The 3,177-nt window shown below is 63.3% G+C and carries 3 protein-coding genes; 1 reads left to right on the forward strand and 2 read right to left on the reverse strand.

Translation table 11 applies throughout. From position 1 onward, the window contains the following. A partial coding sequence (locus ACXRVY_RS21655; protein WP_458238202.1) for a LexA family protein occupies positions 1 to 328 on the forward strand: 328 nt, incomplete at its 5' end. A 39-nt stretch (positions 329 to 367) separates the two neighbouring features. Here the strand turns inward: ACXRVY_RS21655 and ACXRVY_RS21660 are convergent. Continuing rightward, positions 368 to 2,323 carry an acetyl/propionyl/methylcrotonyl-CoA carboxylase subunit alpha gene (locus tag ACXRVY_RS21660; RefSeq protein WP_223461499.1) on the reverse strand — a complete coding sequence of 652 codons (1,956 nt, stop codon included), beginning with the start codon at positions 2,321 to 2,323 and terminating at the stop codon, positions 368 to 370. Then, the gene (locus tag ACXRVY_RS21665) at positions 2,323 to 3,135 is read right to left on the reverse strand and encodes a gamma-carboxygeranoyl-CoA hydratase (RefSeq protein ID WP_458238203.1); all 813 of its coding nucleotides are present in this window, start codon (positions 3,133 to 3,135) and stop codon (positions 2,323 to 2,325) included. Before ACXRVY_RS21665 ends, ACXRVY_RS21660 begins: the two co-directional genes overlap by 1 nt. Between the last annotated feature and the right edge of the window lie 42 nt (positions 3,136 to 3,177).

Genomic DNA, 3,177 nt, shown 5'->3' on the forward strand with positions numbered 1-3,177 from the left:
GTATGGGAAAGGGCACTTTGAGTTGTCCGATTATCACGCGCAGGGACCGGCATTGTGGTTGAGAGTGTCAGGTGATGCGATGACCGCGCCCACTGGTATCAGTATTGCGCAAGGCATGCTGATCCTGGTGGACCCGGCGGTGGAAGCGGTGCCCGGCAAACTGGTCATTGCCCAGTGGCCGGACAGCACCGAAGCCACGTTCCGCAAGCTCATCGAAGAGGGCGGGCAGCGTTATCTGGTCCCGCTCAATCCGACGTATCCGAAAGCMTTGTACACCGACGAATGTCGAATCATCGGTGTAGTGGTTCAGGCAACAGCCAGGTTCTGATCGGATCGGTCCTCGTGATGCGTAGGACCGATCTTCATTTCACGCGTCTTCCAGTTCGACCAGTGCACTGCCTTCGCTGACCATCTCGCCTTCCTGGCAATACAGCGCCTTGATCACCCCGGCGTGGGGCGCGCGGATGCTGTGCTCCATTTTCATCGCTTCCAGTACCACCAATTGCGCCCCGGCTTCGACCGATTGCCCGGCCTCCACCAACACACGGACGATGCTGCCGTTCATCGGTGCGGTCAGCCCGCCGTGATGGCTGTGGCTGGCCTCGACGGCGCTGATCGGGTCGTAAGCCTCGATGCGGCGCAACTCGCCATCCCATTGCAAATACACCTGTTCGCCACGGCGTATTGCGCGGTGTTGACGGCGCACACCAGCCTGCTCGGTCAGCAGCTGCTCACCCTTGAGCCGAGCGCTGTGGGCATTGATGTCGCCCAGCGTCAGCGCCCGGTCCTGGCCTTCACAACTCAGGTGCAGGGTGATTGCTCTCGGCAAACCGGCACGCAGGCCATTACGCGCCGCCCATGGCGAACTCGGATCATCGGCGCGGGTTGCAGGCGGTTGGCTCTGGGCAAACGCCTGGGCGGCGGCCTGCCAGAAATCATCGCTGAGTTGCGCAGGCGTCGGCAGCAACTGCTCCTGATAGCGCGGAATGAAGCCGGTATCCAGTTCGGCAGCGGCAAATGCCGGGTGACCGATGATGCGCCGCAGGAAATTGATGTTGGTCTTCAGCCCGCCGATGGCGAATTCGTCGAGCATGCTCAGCAGGCGTAAACGCGCCTGTTCACGGTCCTCGCCCCAGGCAATCAGCTTGCCGAGCATCGGGTCGTAGAAAGGCGAAACTTCATCGCCTTCTTCAACACCGCTGTCCACTCGACGCCCCGGTCCCTGGGCGGATTCGCGATACAGCTCCAGGCGACCGGTTGCCGGCAGGAAATCATTGCCCGGGTCTTCGGCATATAGCCGCACCTCGATCGCGTGCCCCATCAGCGGCACCTGGTCTTGCGTCATCGGCAACGCTTCGCCACGAGCCACGCGAATCTGCCAGGCCACCAGGTCGAGGCCGGTGATGGCTTCGGTGACAGGGTGTTCCACTTGCAGGCGGGTGTTCATCTCCATGAAGAAGAACTCGCCCCGCGCATCCAGCAAAAACTCAACGGTGCCGGCACCGACATAACCGATGGCCTGCGCTGAACGCACAGCGGCTTCGCCCATGGCGCGTCGCAGCTCCGGGCTCAGGCCAGGTGCTGGCGCTTCTTCGACGACTTTCTGGTGACGGCGCTGAATCGAGCAGTCGCGTTCGTTGAGGTACAGGCAGTTGCCGTGCTGGTCGGCGAACACCTGGATTTCCACGTGACGTGGCTTGAGCAGGTACTTCTCCACCAGCATCCGCGAGTCGCCGAACGACGATTGCGCTTCGCGCTGGGCCGAGGCCAGGGCTTCGGCCAGTTGGCTGACGTCCTCGACCACTTTCATGCCTTTGCCGCCGCCACCCGCGGTGGCCTTGAGCAGCACCGGGTAGCCGATGCGTTCGCAGGCGGTGCGGAAGGTTTCCAGGTCCTGGGCTTCGCCGTGATAACCGGGCACCAGCGGCACGCCAGCGGTTTCCATCAAGGCTTTGGCCGCGGACTTGCTGCCCATGGCGTCGATGGCCGAGGCGGGCGGGCCGAGGAAAATCAGACCGGCGTTTTCGATGGCGCGGGCGAACCCGGCGTTCTCCGACAAGAAGCCGTAGCCGGGGTGAATCGCCTGGGCGCCGCTGGCCTTGGCGGCGGCGATCAGTTTGTCGATCTGCAGATAGCTGTCGGCGGCTTTGCTGCCACCCAGGTCGACGCGAATGTCGGCTTCGCGGCTGTGTCGGGCGTCACGGTCGGTGGCGCTGTGCACGGCCACGGTGGTCAGGCCCAGCGCCTTGGCGGTGCGCATCACCCGGCAAGCGATTTCGCCACGGTTGGCCACCAGCAGGGTGGTGAGGACAGGTGCGCTCATCAGCGGGGCTCCTTGGTGGATTCGGCCTGCCAGCTCGGCGGACGCTTTTGCAGGAAGGCACGCAAGCCTTCCTGGCCTTCGGGGCTGACAMGAATGCGGGCGATGGCGTTTTCGGTGTAGCGGCGCAATGCCGGGTTCAATGAGCCGTCGCCRACTTCGCGCAACAGATCCTTGCTGGCGCGCATCGCGGCCGGACTGTTGAGCAGCAGATTGTCGATCCACTGCTCGACTTTCTGTTCCAGCTCGGCGCTTGCGTAGCTCTCGGATAACAAACCAATCTCCCGTGCCCGTTGCCCGCCGAAACGCTCGGCGGTCAAGGCATAACGACGGGTCGCGCGCTCGCCGATGGCTTGCACCACGAACGGGCTGATCACCGCCGGCGCCAGGCCGATGCGCACTTCCGACAGGCAGAACTGCGCGTCATCGGTACCGATGGCCATGTCGCAGCAACTGATCAGGCCCAGCGCGCCACCGAAGGCCGCGCCCTGTACCACTGCCAGGGTCGGGACTTTCAGTTTGGCCAGGTTGTACATCAACTCCGCCAGTTCCCGGGCGTCATCGAGGTTGGTGGCGTAATCGAGCTCGGCCGATTGCTGCATCCAGGCCAGGTCGGCGCCGGCGCTGAAATGCTTGCCGCGACCGCGCACGATCAGAAATCGCAGGCTGGCATCGCTCGCGACTTTGTCGAGGGCGAGGATCAGTTCGCGGATCATTTCAGCGTTGAAGGCGTTGTTCTTTTCTTCACGGCTGAGCCACAGCGTGGCAAAACCACGGGGGTCGGTCAGCAGTTCGAGGGTGTTGAAGTCGCTCATATTCGTCCGTCTCCACGGCACTTGTAGGAGCGAGCTTGCTCG

This window comes from Pseudomonas sp. P5_A2_2, assembly GCF_054177685.1.